This is a genomic window from Rhizobium sp. LjRoot30 (assembly GCF_964253915.1).
Classification (GTDB): Bacteria; Pseudomonadota; Alphaproteobacteria; order Rhizobiales; family Rhizobiaceae; genus Metarhizobium.
Genome location: NZ_CAXUSG020000007.1, coordinates 280,473 through 297,129, shown reverse-complemented (window position 1 = coordinate 297,129; position 16,657 = coordinate 280,473). Strand labels below are relative to the sequence as shown.

Annotated in this window: 13 protein-coding genes; 11 read left to right on the top strand and 2 right to left on the bottom strand. The window is 62.6% G+C overall.

Annotation, left to right across the window (positions count from 1 at the left end):
• Position 1 precedes the first annotated feature (1 nt).
• Genes murD through murB form a run of 5 tightly spaced genes read left to right on the top strand, consistent with a single transcriptional unit; the run spans position 2 to position 6,102 of the window.
• Positions 2 to 1,414, top strand: a complete 1,413-nt coding sequence (gene murD / locus ACSQ3I_RS16515; RefSeq protein WP_436000658.1) for a UDP-N-acetylmuramoyl-L-alanine--D-glutamate ligase — start codon at positions 2 to 4, stop codon at positions 1,412 to 1,414.
• Between the two features lies 1 nt (position 1,415).
• Positions 1,416 to 2,570, top strand: a complete 1,155-nt coding sequence (ftsW, locus tag ACSQ3I_RS16510; RefSeq protein ID WP_436000656.1) for a putative lipid II flippase FtsW — start codon at positions 1,416 to 1,418, stop codon at positions 2,568 to 2,570.
• Positions 2,571 to 2,597: 27 nt separating this feature from the next.
• Positions 2,598 to 3,722 carry an undecaprenyldiphospho-muramoylpentapeptide beta-N-acetylglucosaminyltransferase gene (gene murG / locus ACSQ3I_RS16505; protein ID WP_436000654.1) on the top strand — a complete coding sequence of 375 codons (1,125 nt, stop codon included), beginning with the start codon at positions 2,598 to 2,600 and terminating at the stop codon, positions 3,720 to 3,722.
• On the top strand, positions 3,719 to 5,131 hold the full coding sequence (murC, locus tag ACSQ3I_RS16500; RefSeq protein WP_436000653.1) for a UDP-N-acetylmuramate--L-alanine ligase: 1,413 nt from the start codon (positions 3,719 to 3,721) through the stop codon (positions 5,129 to 5,131). Before murG ends, murC begins: the two co-directional genes overlap by 4 nt.
• Positions 5,128 to 6,102, top strand: coding sequence for a UDP-N-acetylmuramate dehydrogenase (gene murB, locus ACSQ3I_RS16495; RefSeq protein WP_436000651.1), 975 nt, complete (start codon positions 5,128 to 5,130; stop codon positions 6,100 to 6,102). Before murC ends, murB begins: the two co-directional genes overlap by 4 nt.
• 61 nt (positions 6,103 to 6,163) lie before the next feature.
• Here the strand turns inward: murB and ACSQ3I_RS16490 are convergent, their stop codons facing one another.
• Together ACSQ3I_RS16490 and ACSQ3I_RS16485 are read right to left on the bottom strand one after the other, a co-directional pair.
• On the bottom strand, positions 6,164 to 7,270 hold the full coding sequence (locus ACSQ3I_RS16490) for a metallophosphoesterase (protein ID WP_436000649.1): 1,107 nt from the start codon (positions 7,268 to 7,270) through the stop codon (positions 6,164 to 6,166).
• Positions 7,271 to 7,415: 145 nt separating this feature from the next.
• Positions 7,416 to 8,720, bottom strand: coding sequence for an MFS transporter (locus ACSQ3I_RS16485; RefSeq protein ID WP_436000647.1), 1,305 nt, complete (start codon positions 8,718 to 8,720; stop codon positions 7,416 to 7,418).
• A 505-nt stretch (positions 8,721 to 9,225) separates the two neighbouring features.
• On the opposite strand from ACSQ3I_RS16485, the gene ACSQ3I_RS16480 reads away from it, so the two are divergent.
• From ACSQ3I_RS16480 to ACSQ3I_RS16455, 6 genes are all read left to right on the top strand, one after another.
• Positions 9,226 to 10,152, top strand: a complete 927-nt coding sequence (locus ACSQ3I_RS16480) for a D-alanine--D-alanine ligase (protein WP_436000645.1) — start codon at positions 9,226 to 9,228, stop codon at positions 10,150 to 10,152.
• Entirely contained in the window at positions 10,140 to 11,081 is a 942-nt protein-coding gene (locus ACSQ3I_RS16475) for a cell division protein FtsQ/DivIB (protein ID WP_436000643.1), read from the top strand. The genes ACSQ3I_RS16480 and ACSQ3I_RS16475 overlap by 13 nt, the downstream gene beginning before the upstream one ends.
• Complete coding sequence (ftsA, locus tag ACSQ3I_RS16470; RefSeq protein WP_436000642.1) at positions 11,078 to 12,409, top strand: cell division protein FtsA; 1,332 nt, start codon at positions 11,078 to 11,080, stop codon at positions 12,407 to 12,409. The genes ACSQ3I_RS16475 and ftsA overlap by 4 nt, the downstream gene beginning before the upstream one ends.
• Positions 12,410 to 12,512: 103 nt before the next feature.
• On the top strand, positions 12,513 to 14,303 hold the full coding sequence (ftsZ, locus tag ACSQ3I_RS16465) for a cell division protein FtsZ (RefSeq protein ID WP_436000640.1): 1,791 nt from the start codon (positions 12,513 to 12,515) through the stop codon (positions 14,301 to 14,303).
• 263 nt (positions 14,304 to 14,566) lie between these two features.
• The gene (gene lpxC, locus ACSQ3I_RS16460) at positions 14,567 to 15,523 is read left to right on the top strand and encodes a UDP-3-O-acyl-N-acetylglucosamine deacetylase (RefSeq protein WP_436000639.1); all 957 of its coding nucleotides are present in this window, start codon (positions 14,567 to 14,569) and stop codon (positions 15,521 to 15,523) included.
• A gap of 262 nt (positions 15,524 to 15,785) precedes the next feature.
• A complete protein-coding gene (locus tag ACSQ3I_RS16455) occupies positions 15,786 to 16,655 on the top strand; it encodes an outer membrane protein assembly factor BamD (RefSeq protein WP_436000637.1) in 870 nt (289 codons plus the stop codon).
• The last annotated feature ends 2 nt before the right edge of the window (positions 16,656 to 16,657 follow it).

Sequence of the window (16,657 nt, the reverse complement as noted above, 5' to 3'; positions counted from 1 at the left end):
GATGATCGCGGTCACGACATTCAAGGGCAAGGCGGTCGCGCTGTTCGGGCTCGGCGGTTCGGGGCTGGCGACGGCGCGGGCACTGGTTGCCGGCGGCGCCGCCGTCACCGCCTGGGACGACAATCCCGACAGTGTCGCCAAGGCATCTGCCGAGGGTATCCCGACCGCCGATCTGCGCTTGATCGACTGGAGCGGCTTGTCTGCTTTCGTGCTGTCGCCGGGCGTGCCGCTGACCCATCCCAAGCCGCACTGGACGGTGGATCTTGCGAAAGCCGCCGGCGTCGAAGTGATCGGCGACGTCGAGCTTTTCGTGCGCGAGCGGCGGGCGCATGCGCCCGACTGCCCGTTCATCGCCATCACCGGCACCAATGGCAAATCGACGACGACGGCGCTGATCGCCCATATCCTCAAATCGAGCGGCCGCGATACGCAGCTCGGCGGCAATATCGGCACGGCGATCCTGACGCTGGAGCCGCCGAAGGCGGAACGTTATTTCGTCGTTGAATGCTCCTCCTACCAGATCGACCTGGCGCCGACGCTCAATCCCTCGGCCGGTATCCTGCTCAACCTGACGCCCGATCATCTCGACCGCCACGGCACCATGCAGCATTATGCCGACGTCAAGGAACGGCTTGTCGCCGGCAGCAAAGTCGCCGTCGTCGGCGTCGACGACAGTTTTTCGGCCTTGATCGCCGACCGCGTCGAGCGGGCCGGCACCAGGGTTATCCGTATTTCGCGCCGGCAGGTGCTGGCCGACGGGCTTTATGCCGAAGGCAGCCGCATCATCCGTGCCGAGACCGGGGCTGCCTCGGAGATCGCCGACCTTACCGACATCCAGACGCTGCGTGGCAGCCATAACGCCCAGAACGCGGCGGCAGCGATTGCCGCCTGCCTGGCGGTGGGCGTGTCGCCGGAGCAGATCCGGGCTGGGCTCAAATCCTTCCCCGGCCTCAAGCATCGCATGCAGCCGGTCGGCCGCCGTGGCAATGTCGTATTCGTCAACGACAGCAAGGCGACCAATGCCGATGCGGCGGCTCCGGCATTGTCGAGCTACGACCGCATCTACTGGATTGCCGGCGGCCTGCCGAAGACGGGCGGCATCACGTCGCTGACCTCGTATTTCCCGCGGATCGTCAAAGCCTACCTGATCGGCGAGGCGGCGGCGGAGTTTGCCGCAACCCTCGGCCAAGCGGTGCCTTACGAGATTTCCGGAACGCTGGAGCGGGCGGTCGCCCATGCAGCTGCCGATTCGGCGCTGGATGCGGGTGGGCCTTCCGCCGTCATGTTATCCCCGGCTTGCGCAAGCTTCGACCAATATAAGAACTTCGAGATCAGGGGTTATGCCTTCGTTGGCCATGTCCGGGCGCTGGACGGCGTGACCATGCTGATCGATACCGAAAGCGGAGAGAAGTGACATGGTGAGCCGTGCTGAACGAGGCCCTGTAGCGGATTGGTTCTGGACGATCGACCGGTTTTTCCTGGCGACGTTCATCCTGCTGATGGGGATCGGCTTCATGCTGTCTTTTGCAGCATCGCCGCCGGTTGCCGAACGCCTCGGGCTCGACAGTTTTCACTTCGTCAAGCGCCACGCCGCCTTCCTGCTGCCGTCGCTGGCGGTGATGATCGGCATATCCTTCATGTCGCCGCGACAGGTGCGGCGCACGGCAATCGTGCTTCTGGTCGTGGCCCTCGGCCTGATGCTGGTGGCGCTGTTCTTCGGCGTCGAGGTCAAGGGATCGCGGCGCTGGGTGACGATTGCCAGCATCTCCATCCAGCCCTCGGAATTCATGAAGCCGGCATTCGTCGTCGTCTGCGCCTGGCTGTTCGCCGAACATGCCCGCCAGCCGGAAATTCCCGGCAATTTCTTCGCCATCATCCTGTTCGGCATGGTCGGCTCGCTCTTGGTGGCGCAGCCGGACCTTGGCCAGACGATCCTGACCACCGCCGTCTGGGGCGGCATGTTCTTCATGGCCGGCATGCCCTGGCTGTGGATTGTGCTGCTCGGCGGCTTCGGCGTCGCCGGCTTCGTATCCGCCTATTACATGCTGCCGCACGTCGCCGGCCGTATCGACCGCTTTCTCACCGGCGAAGGCGATACGTTCCAGGTCGATACCGCCCGTCAGGCGATCATCCGTGGCGACTGGCTGGGACAGGGACCGGGCGAGGGCATCGTCAAGCGCATCATCCCGGACAGCCACACCGACTTCATCTTCTCGGTCGCGGCCGAAGAATTCGGCATCCTGTTCTGCATGGCGCTGGTGATCATCTTTTCCTTCGTCGTCCTGAGGGGGTTGAGTCATGCCTTCAAGGAGCGTAACGACTTCAACCGGTTCGCCGTTGCCGGCCTGGTGCTGCAGATTGGCCTGCAGTCGATGATCAACATCGGCGTCAACCTCGAACTGCTGCCGGCCAAGGGCATGACCCTGCCTTTGATTTCTTACGGCGGCTCGTCGATGGTGGCGATCAGCGTGACGGCGGGTTTCATACTGGCGCTGACGAGGCACCGTCCGGAAAAGCGGGCGCAGGAGCGCAGCCTGTTCCGGGTGCATCAGGGCGTGCCGGCAGAGTAACCGAACGGCCGGACGCGAGGAGCGTATATGACCAAGGGTATCATCCTTCTCTCCGCCGGTGGTACCGGCGGCCATGTTTTTCCGGCAGAGGCTTTGGCGCATACGCTGAAGGCGCGCGGCTACTCCATCCACCTGGTGACCGACAGCCGTGCCGAGCGTTTTGCGGGAAAATTTCCAGCTGACGAGATCCATATCGTCCCTTCCGCCACCATCGGTTCGAAGAACCCGGTGGCGCTTGCCCGCTCGCTGTGGACCCTGTGGCGCGGCATGCGTGCCGCACGCCGGCTGATCGCCAGGCTGAAGCCGCTGGTGGTCGTCGGTTTCGGTGGGTATCCGACGCTGCCGCCGCTGATCGCTTCGACCGGCATGGGCGTGCCCTCGATGATCCACGAGCAGAACGCGGTCATGGGCCGTGCCAATAAGGCGCTGGCGAACCGCGTGCAGGCAATTGCCGGAGGTTTCTTGCCGGAGAGCGAAGGCGCTTACGCCGCCAAGACGGTGGCAACGGGCAATCCGGTGCGGCCGGCCATCCTCGATGCGGCGGCAATGCCGTATCATCCCTCCGCTGCGGGAGAGACGTTTCGTCTTGTTGTCTTCGGCGGTAGCCAGGGCGCGCAGTTCTTCTCCTCGGCCATTCCGACCGCGATCAGCCTTCTCGACGAACCCTATCGCAAGCGCCTTTCCGTGACGCAGCAGGCGCGGCCGGAAGACCGCGACAAGGTGGCCGGTAGTTATGAAAAACTCGGCGTGCCCGCCGAAACCTCACCCTTCTTCACCGACATGGCGGAACGCATTGCCGCGGCGCACCTGATAATCTGCCGTTCGGGGGCCTCGACCGTCTCGGAGCTTTCCGTCATCGGCCGCCCGGCGATCCTCGTGCCTTATCCTTATGCGCTTGACCATGACCAGGCGGCCAATGCCGCGTCGCTGGCGGCTGCCGGCGGCGCAAAGGTCATCGCCCAGGCTGAGCTTTCGCCGGAACGGCTGGCGGCGATCTTCAAGGCGTGCATGGACGATCCGGACAAGCTCGTCCGCATGGCTGCTGCCGCAAAGAAGGCCGGCAAGCCGGACGCGGCGGTAAAACTCGCCGATATGGTCGAGGCCATTGCCGGCAAACAATCGATTACACAGTTCAAAGGAGCGCATGCATGAAAATGCCGCAGGCCATCGGCCTCGTCCACTTTATCGGGATCGGCGGGATCGGCATGAGCGGCATCGCCGAGGTGCTGCACAATCTCGGCCACCGCGTTCAGGGATCCGATCAGTCCGACAGCGCCAACGTGCAGCGCCTGCGCGCCAAGGGTATTGAGGTTTTCGTCGGCCACAAGGCGGAAAATCTCGGCGACGCCGAAGTGGTCGTCGTCTCGACCGCCATCCGCAAGAACAACCCGGAACTCATCGCCGCCCGTGAAAAGCTGCTGCCGGTGGTGCGCCGTGCCGAAATGCTGGCCGAGCTGATGCGCTTCCGCAATGCCATCGCCATCGGCGGCACGCACGGCAAGACGACGACCACCTCCATGGTCGCGACGCTGCTCGAAGCCGGCAATCTCGATCCGACCGTCATCAACGGCGGTATCATCAATGCTTATGGCACGAACGCCCGTATGGGCGAGGGCGAGTGGATGGTGGTCGAGGCCGACGAATCGGACGGCACGTTCCTGAAACTGCCGGCCGACGTTGCCGTCGTTACCAACATCGATCCCGAACATCTCGATCACTATGGCAATTTCGATGCCGTGCGTGCCGCCTTCCGGCAGTTCGTCGAGAACGTGCCCTTTTACGGTTTCGGCGTCATGTGCCTCGATCATCCGGAGGTGCAGGCCCTCGTCAGCCAGATCGAGGACCGCAAGGTCATCACCTACGGCGAGAACCCGCAGGCGGATGCGCGCTTCACCAATGTGCGGATGGAGGGCACCAAGTCGATTTTCGACGTCGAGATTCGCCGCCGCCGCACCGGCAAGGTTTTTGCCATGAAGGACCTGGTGCTGCCGATGCCCGGCCGCCACAACGTTTCGAATGCCACGGCGGCGATTGCCGTCGCCAACCGGCTCGGCATTTCCGACGACGATGTCCGCAAGGGGCTGGCCTCCTTCGGTGGCGTCAAGCGTCGCTTCACCTTTACCGGTGAATGGAACGGCGTGCAGGTGTTCGATGACTATGGCCACCATCCCGTCGAGATCAAGGCCGTGCTCCGGGCGGCGCGCGAGGCCGGAACCGGACGAATCATCGCCGTTCACCAGCCGCACCGCTACAGCCGGTTGGCGAGCCTGCTGCCGGATTTCGCCGCCTGCTTCAACGATGCCGACAGCATCCTGATCGCACCGGTCTATTCTGCGGGCGAAGATCCGATCGAGGGAGCCGATTCGGAAACGCTGGTTTCGCGCATCAAATCCGCCGGCCATCGTGACGCCCGTTACCTTACGTCACCCGATCAGCTGGCTTCAATCATAGCAGGCATTGCACAGCCGGGTGATTTTGTGGTTTTGTTGGGGGCTGGAAACATAACGCAATGGGCGGCGGCGCTGCCGAAGGAATTAGAAGGCCTTTCAGGGAAGTCATGAAACAGGTGAATGGGGAAAAGCTTCTGGCGTCGCTCGGGGACGGCGTCAATCAGTTGCGTGGCCGTCTCACTCCGGATGCGCCGATGGATCGTGTGACCTGGTTCCAGGCGGGCGGGCTGGCGGAGCTGATGTTCCAGCCGCACGATATCGACGATCTCGTAACCTTCCTGAAATTCCTGCCCGCTGACGTGCCGTTGACGGTGGTCGGTGTCGGCTCGAACCTGTTGGTGCGCGACGGCGGCATTCCGGGCGTTGTCTTGCGTCTGTCCGCCAAGGGTTTCGGCCAGGTGGAGCTTGCCGGTGAAAACCGCATCCGTGCTGGCGCCATCTGCCCGGACAAGAATGTCGCGGCCATGGCGGCCGACAATGGCATCGGCGGCCTGCATTTCTATTATGGCATCCCGGGCAGCATCGGCGGCGCATTGCGCATGAATGCCGGCGCCAACGGCGTCGAGACCGCGATGCGGGTGGCGGAGATCCATGCCATCGACCGCAAGGGCGAAAAACACGTCTTTAGCAATGCGGAGATGGGCTACAGTTACCGTCATTCGGAAGCCGCTGCCGACCTGATCTTTACCCATGCCGTCTTCGAAGGTTATCCGGAGGATCGCGCAAAGATCCGTGCCGAGATGGATGCGGTCCGCAGCCATCGCGAGACGGTGCAGCCGATCAAGGAAAAGACCGGCGGCTCCACCTTCAAGAACCCGGAAGGCCATTCGGCCTGGAAACTGATCGACGACGCGGGTTGCCGCGGCCTGATGATCGGCGGGGCGCAGATGTCGTCGCTGCATTGCAACTTCATGATCAATGTCGGCCATGCGACCGGCTACGATCTGGAGTATCTCGGCGAAACGGTGCGCGGACAGGTGTTCGAAACCTCCGGCATCAAGCTGGAGTGGGAAATCAAGCGCCTTGGCACGTTCATGCCGGGTCGCGAAGTCGAGCCCTTCCTGGGCGCGACGACGGAATAGAGCATTTCCGCATTTCTCCGAACCGCGAAAACGCTGTGCACTTTTGCTGGAATTGCTCTGGTCAACGGACCAGTGGTTTGCTGTGGGCGGCAAGAAAACGGATGCCGCCCTTGTCGTCCGACGCTTCGCCAAGCGCCACGTCCATCGTCGTGCCGGTGATGCGCACCAGACCGAAGCCGCCCATGTAGGCGGCCTTCGGCTTGACGATGTCGAGGCCGGCGGACTGGTAGATCATCGGCGTATCGTGTTCGTGGCCGTGGAAGATCGCGGCAATATTGTAGCCCTTGAGCGTATCGACGAAAGCCTGCCGGTCGGCATCCGACCACCAGTGCGGCGGGCCGCTGCCATCGGCATCGAAGGTCTTCTTGTCCGGATCCCAGCGTTCCAGCGAAAAATGATCCCAGCCGTAGTGCTGGAAGATCACCACCGGGCGGCCATCGCTGGCATAGGCGGCGAGGTCGCTCTTCAGCCAGGCAAGGCCGCTTGCCGCGCCCTTGCCGGTGTCGCCGGCAAAACGCTGCGCCTGGATGAGATGCAGCCCGTCCCAGTTCCAGGAATAATTGTCTGACGCCTCGTCGTAGTTGTCGGCGGGGAAGGGTGCCTTGAAGAAGACGCTGGGCTTGTGGTTGAAGCGGACATAGTCGCGCAGTTCGTCGCGATACCAGTCCACCTGCGGTGGCCGTCCGTCCTGGTCGAGGTCATGGTTTCCAAGCCCGACATAGACGGGGTAATGCACCCGGTCCGGCCCGTGCCCTTGCTGGTAACGGTGCGAAAATTGCAACAACTGGCTGCCTTCGCCGGGTTCGGCCGTCTGCCCGCCACCGTCGTCGGTGATGTCGCCGCAGACGACGATGCCGTGCGGGTGTTGGATCGGTTTGCCGGCGCTGGCAAGGCCGGTCGGCTTGCCGTCGATCTCGTTCGGCCAGTGTTTACCGGCTATGCCGTTGAGGGCGGCGATGTGGCGCAGCAGGTTGGCGTCGGTCTTGCCCTCGGCGGCGCAATTCGGGCTGAGGCCGCTGCCCATGCGGCAAGCGTGGATATCGTTGATGACGAGGAAGGTGACGTCGGTCTGCGGTATGGCGGCCGTCGCCCGGCGGATCGCCGGCGGCGCCGAGAGCCAGAGGCCGGCACCCATGCCCTGCAGTAGAAGCGAACGTCGCGTGACCATGCCTGTCCTCCGATTTCCGATGACGGCACTATAAGAGTGCAATGCAGGTCATAGAAGTGGCTGCATGTTGTCTGCGGTTTTCATCCAGCCAAAAGAAAGGGCCGCGCGGTTTCCCGCACGGCTCTTCCGGAACAAGGCGTGTCGATCAGATCTCTTCGTGTCCCGACAGCACGATGCACAGCAACGAGACTACAGCGGCAGCGGCGAGATAATAGCCGACATAGGTCAGGCTGTAGCTCGTCGCCAGCGACGTCGCGATGAACGGTGCCAGCGAGGCGCCGAAGATGCTGGCAAGGTTGAAGGTCATCGAAGCGCCGGTGTAGCGCACGCTGGTTGGGAAGGGGGCGGCAAGTGCCGCACCGATCGGACCGTAGGTGAAGCCCATCAGCGCCAGGCCGATGATCGAACAGGCGAAGGCGCCGACGATGCCGCCTTCCAGCAGCGTCGAGTAGAACAGGCCGAAGATGGCGATGCCGATGGTCGTCAGGATCAGCACCCAGCGGCGCGAGAACCGGTCCGACAGCAGGCCGGCAATCGGGATCGTCAGGCCAAAGAACACGACGCCGACGAGCTGCACTACCAGGAACTGTTCACGCGAATAACCGAGCTTCGTCGTGCCCCAGGACAGGGTGAACACCGTCATCAGGTAGAAGAGCACGAAGGTGGCGACGGCGACGAAGGTGCCGAGAACCAGGCTGCGCTTGTGCGACTTCAGGATTTCCGTGATCGGCACGGCGACCCGTTCCTGCTTGTCCAGCGCCTTCTGGAATTCCGGCGTCTCGGTGATGTTGAGGCGGACGTAAAGGCCGACGGCGACCAGCGCCAGGCTGGCGACGAAGGGAATGCGCCATCCGTAGTTCATGAAGGCTTCCTTGGTCATCGTCTCCGAGAGGATGAGGAAGAAGCCGGACGACAGGATAAAGCCGATCGGCGCGCCGAGCTGCGGGAACATCGCGTACCAGCTGCGCTTTTCCGGCGGGGCGTTTTCGGTGGCGAGCAGCACGGCGCCGCCCCATTCACCGCCCAGGCCGAGACCCTGGCCGAAGCGGCACAAGGCGAGCAGCAGCGGCGCGAGCACGCCGACGGACTCATAGCCCGGCAGGAGACCGATCAGCACGGTGGAGAGGCCCATGGTCATCAGGGCCGCAACCAGCGTCGCCTTGCGGCCGATGCGGTCGCCAAAGTGCCCGAAGATCAGGGCGCCGACGGGGCGGGCGAAAAAGGCGATCGAGAAGGTGGCGAAGGATTGCAGCATCGCCGAGGTGGGATCGCTGGCGGGGAAGAAGAGGTGCGGGAACACCAGGACCGCCGCGGTGGCATAGACATAGAAATCGAAGAATTCGATCGTTGTGCCGACCAGGCTGGCTATCAGAACTCGTGCAGGCGAATTTGTCTTTACATCGTTCGGGGAGTCAGCGGCCGGCGATATACGGGATATCGCGTCAGACATTGTTTTTCCTATCGGGAATGTTTTTTCAGCCTTGGGAGGGCTTCCGGTTCCTTAATCCAATTTTAGGAATTGCGAAACCGCAAAGGCGCAAGAAATGGCAATTTTGCCCGTACGGCTTTGGTATAAAGTTTCAATCGGTCCGGCTGTCCGATTTCGGGCGGCTTCATGGAGGGTCCGGATTTCTGTCCCGAATCGGACAACCGAATCGCCCCGGCCTGTGGGCTCCCCGGTGGCGGGCAGGGAAGTGCCGCCCGTTGATCGCTTTTCTCACGGCTGTGACATGCCATGTCTTGCGAATGCCGCAAGTCTCTGATTCTAAGCGCGGAATCGGCAGGGATGATTTGATTCGCGAAAAGAAAAATTCGCCTTCCGAGCCATTTGGTTAACTAAAGTAAACACTTCATTAACCTTAATGGCGTTTTAGTAGGGCGTGGCACGAAGTTGTCGGATTCTCGGGCGAACACCCTGTGACGGGCAACATCGGTCAATTGATTTGGGGGCATGAATGAGCGGTAAGCATGTAGCTGTCCTGATGGGCGGATTTTCCTCGGAGAGGCCTGTCAGCCTGTCTTCGGGAACGGCATGCGCCGATGCGCTGGAGGCCGAGGGCTTTCGCGTCACGCGGGTCGATGTCGATCGCAACGTTGCGTCGGTGCTGGCCGAGCTGCGTCCGGACGTCGTCTTCAACGCCCTGCATGGTCCCTATGGCGAGGATGGCAGCATCCAGGGCATCCTCGAATATCTTGAAATTCCCTACACGCATTCCGGCGTGCTGGCCTCTGCGCTGGCAATGGACAAGGCGCAGGCAAAGCTGGTGGCGAAGGCTGCCGGCATCCCGGTCGCCGAGGCGCGCGTCATGACCCGCTTCGAGATCGGCAACGAACATCCGATGAAGCCGCCCTACGTGGTCAAGCCGGTGCGCGAAGGTTCGTCCTTCGGCGTCGTCATCGTCCAGGAAGACCGGTCGCATCCGCCGCAGGTGCTTTCCTCCTCGGAATGGCGCTATGGCGAATCGGTGATGGTGGAGCGGTATATCCATGGCCGCGAGCTGACCTGCGGCGTCATGGGCGACAAGCCGCTCGGCGTCACCGAGATCATTCCGCTCAGCCACGACTTCTACGACTACGACGCCAAATATGCCGAGGGTGGCTCGCGGCATGTCATTCCGGCGGAAATTTCACCAAATATTTACCAAACAATACAATCATTGGCACTCAAGGCGCATCAGGCGATCGGGTGCCGCGGGGTAAGCCGCTCGGACTTCCGTTTCGATGACCGTTTCTCCAAGGATGGCGAAGTCATCTGGCTGGAAATCAACACCCAGCCAGGCATGACCCCTACGTCGCTGGTGCCCGAAATGGCCGCGCATGCCGGCCTTTCCTTTGGTGAATTTCTCCGTTGGATGGTGGAGGACGCGTCGTGTTTGCGGTGATTGGCAGGAAAGCAAGAAGGTTGCGGGGTGCACGGTTGCCGTTGCCCGCTGCGGACCCGGACGGCCGGCTGGTTTTGCCGCGGCCGTTTCGCCGCATGGCGCGCTTTTTGGTGAACCTGGCCAGTGGCCGCGTTCATATCCCAGCGCATACCGGCACGATTTCCGCTGTCGCCTTCTACGCCGCGACCGGCCTCTACGGCATGTCGCTCAGCGGTTACACCTATTCGGTTGCCCAGGCGACGACGACGGCATTCGGTTTCGCCATCGAGGACGTCAAGGTGTCCGGCAACAACGAGACCTCCGAGATCGATATCCTGCAGCTCCTCGGTCTCGACGGCACGACGTCGCTCGTTGCCCTCGACATCGCTGCCGCCCGTGAAAAGCTGGCGCACCTGCCCTGGGTGCAGACCGTCGAGGTTCGCAAGGTCTATCCGCGCACCATCGAGGTCACGCTCAAGGAGCGTGAAGCCTATGCCATCTGGCAGCACGGTTCGGAACTGTCGCTGATCGAGAAGAGCGGCAGCGTCATCGCGCCGCTGCGCGACAACAAGTTCACGGGGTTGCCGCTGTTCGTCGGTCAGGATGCCGAAGCCGCTGCCGTCGATTTCGAGGAGCAGTTTGCCGGCTGGCCCGACCTCAAGAAGCGCGTCAAGGCCTTCGTGCGTGTCGCCGGCCGTCGCTGGGATCTGCATCTCGACAACGGTGTCGTCGTCAAGCTGCCGGAAACCGACGTGCAGCGCGCCATGCAGGAACTGACCCGGCTCGATGCCGAACAGAACCTTTTGGAGCGCGACATCGCTGCCATCGACCTGCGCCTGCAGGACCGCACCACCATCCAGTTGACGCCGGAAGCCGCCACCCGCCGCCAGGCCGTCGTCGAAGCGCGCGACAAGGCCGTGAAGAAAGCGGAAAGGGAGAAGCAGATATGAGCCTCTTCGGATCCTCGCATTTCGGTCTGCCGCGTCTGAAGCCGCTTTCTTCGAAGCGGTCGCATATCGTTTCGGTGCTTGATATCGGCTCGACCAAGGTCGTCTGCATGATCGGCCGGCTGACGCCGCGCGAAGAAAGCCAGATGTTGCCGAACCGCACCCACAACATCGAGGTGATCGGCATCGGCCACCAGCGCTCCCGCGGCATCAAGGCCGGCGTCATTGCCGATCTGGAAGCGGTCGAAAGCGTCGTGCGGCTGGCCGTCGATGCTGCCGAGCGCATGGCCGGCCTGACCGTCGACAGCCTGATCGTCAACATCTCCGCCGGCCGCATCGCCAGCGACATCTATACCGCCACCATCGATCTCGGTGGCCAGGAAGTCGAATCGAACGATCTTAAGCGCGTGTTGACTGCGGCTTGCCAGCAGTCGATCCGCCAGGACCGCGCCGTGCTGCATTCGCTGCCGACCGGTTTCTCGCTCGACGGCGAACGCGGCATCCGCGATCCGCTGTCGATGTATGGCGACGTTCTCGGCGTCGACATGCATGTGGTCACGGCCGAACGCGCTGCGCTGAAAAACCTCGAACTCTGCATCAACCGGGCGCATCTCTCGGTCGAGGGCATCGTGGTGACGCCTTATGCCAGCGGCCTTGCAGCCCTGGTCGAAGACGAGGTTGAACTGGGTTGCGCCGCCATCGACATGGGCGGCGGCACCACGACGATCTCCGTCTTTGCCGAAGGCCGCCTGGTGCATACCGACGCCGTGAGCCTCGGCGGTCACCATGTGACCACCGACCTGGCGCGTGGCCTGTCCACCCGCATTGAGGATGCCGAACGCCTGAAGGTGGTTCACGCCTCGGCGCTGCCGAATGCCGGCGACGAGCGCGATATCGTCGCGATCCCGCCGATCGGCGAGGATGACCGCGACCAGCCGACGCAGGTGCCGCGGGCGCTTGTCTCGCGCATCGTCCGGGCGCGCATCGAGGAAACTCTGGAATTGATCCGCGACCGCATCCAGCGCTCGGGTTTCAGCCCGATCGTCGGCAAGCGTGTCGTCCTGACGGGTGGCGCCAGCCAGCTGACCGGTCTTTCGGAAGCGGCACGGCGCATCCTGGCCCGTAACGTCCGCATCGGCCGGCCGATGGGCGTCTCCGGCCTGCCGACGGCAGCCAAGGGTCCGGCCTTTTCGACGGCGGTGGGTCTGATGATCTATCCGCAAGTCGCGGAAATGGAAACACATGCGGCAACGGGCGGTCTGCTCTCGTCCTTTGCCGGAAATACCAGCCGGATCGCCCGCATGGGCCAATGGCTGAAGGAAAGCTTTTGACGTCTTGCCCGGAGGGGGACACCGGCTCCGGGCAAGGTGGAATCACTAATGTAATAAATTGGCCGGCGTGGCGATTGCGGCCGAATAGAGAAGGAACGGGTAAATGACCATCAAGCTGCAAAAGCCAGACATCACCGAGCTGAAACCTCGGATCACCGTATTCGGCGTAGGTGGCGGTGGCGGCAATGCTGTCAACAACATGATCACCGCAGGCCTCCAGGGCGTCGATTTCGTCGTCGCCAACACGGACGCCCAGGCGCTGACCATGACCAAGTCGGATCGCGTCATCCAGCTCGGGGTCAATGTCACCGAAGGTCTCGGCGCCGGCTCGCAGCCGGAAGTCGGCCGCGCTGCCGCTGAAGAATGCATCGACGAGATCGTCGATCACCTCAACAGCACGCATATGTGCTTCGTCACCGCCGGCATGGGCGGCGGCACCGGCACCGGTGCTGCTCCGGTCGTCGCGCAGGCCGCCCGCAACAAGGGCATCCTGACGGTTGGCGTCGTCACCAAGCCGTTCCACTTCGAAGGCGCTCGCCGCATGCGTCTGGCCGAGCAGGGCATCCAGGAACTGCAGAAGTCGGTCGATACCCTGATCGTCATCCCGAACCAGAATCTCTTCCGCATCGCCAACGACAAGACGACCTTCGCTGACGCCTTTGCCATGGCCGACCAGGTTCTCTATTCGGGTGTCGCCTGCATCACCGACCTGATGGTGAAGGAAGGTCTCATCAACCTCGACTTCGCCGACGTCCGTTCGGTCATGCGCGAAATGGGCCGCGCGATGATGGGTACGGGTGAAGCTTCCGGTTCGGGCCGCGCCATGCAGGCCGCCGAAGCCGCGATCGCCAACCCGCTGCTCGACGAAACCTCGATGAAGGGTGCGCAGGGCCTGCTGATCTCGATCACCGGCGGTCGCGACCTGACCCTGTTCGAAGTCGACGAAGCCGCGACCCGCATCCGCGAAGAAGTCGATCCGGACGCCAACATCATCCTCGGCGCCACCTTCGACGAATCGCTGGAAGGCATCATCCGCGTCTCCGTCGTTGCCACCGGCATCGACCGCGCGCTCAACCAGGCCGGCGGCGACGTCGATTTCCGCCAGGTTTCCAAGCCGATTATCCGTCCTTCCGCGGCCGTTGCTCCGGCACCGGCCGCAGTCCAGCCTGCCGCAACGATGCAGGCCCCGAAGATCGCCGTCGACCCGATCGCGCAGACCATCCGTGCCGCTGAAGTGCAGATGGAGCGCGAGCTGGAAATTTCCATGCAGGCCACCCCGGCTCAGCAGCCGGTCGTGACCCAGCCGGTCGCCCAGGTCGAAGATGCCTTCCGCCCGCAGAGCAAGCTCTTCGCTGGCGCCGCCCCGGCCGAAACGCCGATGGTAGCTCGCGCTGCCCCGGTTCAGGTCCAGCAGCCGATCCTGCAGCAGCCGGTGGTTCACGCCCCGGTTTCCGCTCCGGTGATCAGCCAGCCGATCGCCCAGGCCCAGCCGGTGCTGCGCCAGGAGCCGATGGCCCCGGTCATTCGTCCTGCCGTCGAACAGCAGGTGCGCATGCCGAAGGTCGAGGATTTCCCGCCGGTCGTGAAGGCTGAAATGGATCACCGCGTTGCGCCTGTCCAGTCGACGGAAGAGCGTGGTCCGATGGGCCTGCTGAAGCGAATCACCAATTCGCTCGGCCGGCGCGAGGAAGAAGAACAGGTCTCGGCCGACATGACGACATCCGCGCCGAGTGCTGCATCGCAGCAGCGTCGCCCGCTGTCGCCGGAAGCAAGCCTCTATGCACCGCGCCGCGGCCAGCTTGACGACCACGGTCGCCCGGTTGCCCAGAGCCGTTCGCACGGCGAAGAAGACCAGCTGGAAATCCCGGCCTTCCTGCGCCGCCAGTCCAACTGATCGCCATACAGGCACAGATTCGATGCCCGGGCCGCAAGCCCGGGCATTCGTGTTTCAATGTTTTGGCGGTGCCGAAAATTCATATTTGTTTTCAATTGGATAGTTTCGTAACAAACCGAAAGAAACAGTGATTTGAATGTCGCCCGGTGATCCGTATGAATGGATCGTGAAGCGGCTGCCTTCGGCGCCGCGTTGATATTGAGGCCAGCCCGGTGATCTCGTTTCGGAGTGTCCCGGGCAGGCGAATGAGAAGGCGAAAATTCATGCCAATAGGATTGCTGGGGTTTCAGACCACGATAGCCGATAGCGTCAGCCTGACGGGGATCGGCGTTCATTCGGGCGCCCCGGTATCGATTACCTTCCACCCTGCCGAAGCCGGTACCGGCATCGTCTTCCAGCGCATGCAGGATGACACCGTTGTGGCCGAAGTGCGGGCGGTCTCGTCCCAGGTCGGCAATACCGATCTCTGCACGGTGCTCGGCCGCGTGCCGAATCACTCGGTGGCAACCGTCGAACACGTGATGGCAGCGCTTTATGCCATGGGTATCGACAATCTTCTGGTCGAGGTTCACGGCGCCGAGATGCCGATCATGGACGGCAGCTCGCAGGCCTTCATCGAGGCAATCGAACAGGTCGGTACGCGCGGCCTCGGCGTCAAGCGTCGCTATATCCGTGTCGTCAAGCCGGTGCGCATCGAGGCTGGCGGCTCCTGGTCGGAGTTCCTCCCTTACGACGGTACCCGCTTCGAGATCGAGATCGACTTCACGTCGCCGCTGATCGGTCGCCAGGTCTGGAAGGGTGATCTGACCGCGCAGGTGTTCCGCGACGAACTTTCCCGCGCCCGCACCTTCGGTTTCATGCGGGATGTCGAGCGGCTGTGGGCGGCCGGCTATGCGCTGGGGTCCTCGCTCGAAAATTCCGTGGTCATTTCCGACGACGACACGGTCATCAACATGGAAGGTCTGCGTTACCGTCACGATGAATTCGTGCGCCACAAGGCGCTCGATGCCGTTGGCGATCTGGCGCTGGCCGGCGCGCAGTTCATCGGTTGTTATCGCTCCTATCGCGGCGGTCACAAGATGAACGCCAATGCCCTGAAGGCGCTGCTCAGCGATCCGACCGCTTATGAAGTGGTTGAAACCCGCACGCCGCGCCAGCGCGTTGGCGCACGCGACTTCATTGCTGTCAATGCGCCGGAGTTCGCGCCCTGGTCGGCATAAGCATCCTTAATGCTCTTTGAACGGCCGTCCTTCGGGGCGGCCTTTTACATTGCGGCAATGAGACGTGCTGTTTGAAGATCGTTTCTGATTCGCAAGTCTTTTCCGGGCCTTGCGGTTTGCGAAGAAATGACTTGAAGATCGATTTTGCCATAAAAATGCGTTAATGCCACATCATTGCGTTGCTCTTGAGATGCTTTTGTGGCTAGAAACGCCAGCAAGGGGCGGCGTTTCGTGGTCGCGACGACAAGTGGGATTTGTCCAGATGGATAGTGCGGGGTCTTTGATAATGAAGAAGGCAGCAAGAATTGTGGTCGCGTCCTTGCTGTTTGTCGGCACCGGGGCCCTCGTGGCCGGGTGCCAGACGGACCCCGACATCGACATCACCAAGCTCGGCGTCGAAACCGATCCGCCTGAGGTGCTCTACAATCAGGGTCTCGCCAACCTCAAGGCCGGCAACATCAACGAAGCCGGCCGCAAGTTCGATGCGATCGACCGCGAGCATCCGTTCACCGACTGGTCGCGTAAGGCGCTGGTCATGTCCACCTTCGTGCGCTACCGCCAGACGCAGTACGACGAAGCGGTGACCGCCGGCACGCGCTACATGAACCAGTTCCCGCATTCCGAGGATGCCGCCTATGTCCAGTATCTGATCGGTCTTGCTTATTCCAAGCAGATCGTCGACGTGACGCAGGACCAGCGCGCCGCCGCCAAGACCATCGAGGCTATGCTCAAGGTCGTCAACGACTATCCGAAGTCGGAATATGTCGACGACGCGCAGGCGAAGATCCGTTTCGCCCGCGACCAGCTGGCCGGCAAGGAAATGCAGATCGGCCGCTACTACCTGGAGCGCAAGGAATATCTGGCGGCAATTTCGCGCTTCCGCGTCGTCGTCGAGCAGTTCCCGAACACCAACCAGGTGGAAGAAGCGCTGGCGCGACTGGTCGAAGCCTATTACGCCATGGGCATCGTCCAGGAGGCGCAGACCGCAGCCGCGGTTCTCGGCCACAACTATCCGGACAGCCAGTGGTATGCCGACAGCTTCAAGCTGCTGCAGAGCGGTGGCGTTGCCCCGCGTGAAAACAGCGGTTCCTGGATCGCGCGTGCCGGCAAACGCATTCTGCTTGGAACCTGAGA